Genomic DNA, 670 nt, shown 5'->3' on the forward strand with positions numbered 1-670 from the left:
ACAGCGCCACCGCCAGCAGGGTGAACTTGGTCAGGATCACGCGCTGCTCGGGCGACGCCCTGCGGCCCGTCTCGTGAAAGTACAGATCGCGCACCAGCGCATTGCTGATGGTGAGCAGCAGGCCATCGGCCGTGGAGAGCGCCGCCGCCAGCCCGCCCGCGGCGACCAGCCCCGAGATCACATAGGGCAGCCCGCCCAGTTCGGGCGTGGCCAGCATGATCAGGTCGGCGCCGAAGCGGATCTCGCCGAACTGCACGATGCCGTCGCCGTTCACGTCCTCCACCGACAGCAGCGCCGCATCCACCCGCGCCCACTGCCCGATCCAGTTGGGCAACGCATCGAACGGGCTGCCGACCAGGTTGCTCATGACCTCGAACTTCACCAGCACCGCCAGCGCCGGCGCGCTGAGGTACAGCAGCGCGATGAAGAACAGCGACCAGGCCACCGAAGAGCGCGCGGCCGCCACCGAGGGCACGGTGTAGTAGCGCGTGAGCAGGTGCGGCAGCCCGGCCGTGCCGACCATGAGGCAGAACATCAGCGCGAGGAAATTGCGCCGGGTGTCCTCGTAAGCCCGCTGCGCCTCGGGCGGGCCGTCCGGGTCGCCCACGTAGGGCTGGCTGTGCGCGGGCAGGCCGCCCAGGGGGCGGGCGCGCTCTTCGCTCTCGCGCAG

1 pseudogene is annotated in these 670 nt (G+C 70.6%); it reads right to left on the bottom strand.

The features are described from left to right. A pseudogene (locus AC27IQ_RS26470) lies at positions 1 to 670 on the bottom strand (cation acetate symporter); the annotation flags it as partial.

The sequence above is a fragment of the Acidovorax sp. KPB24-07 genome (assembly GCF_057543315.1).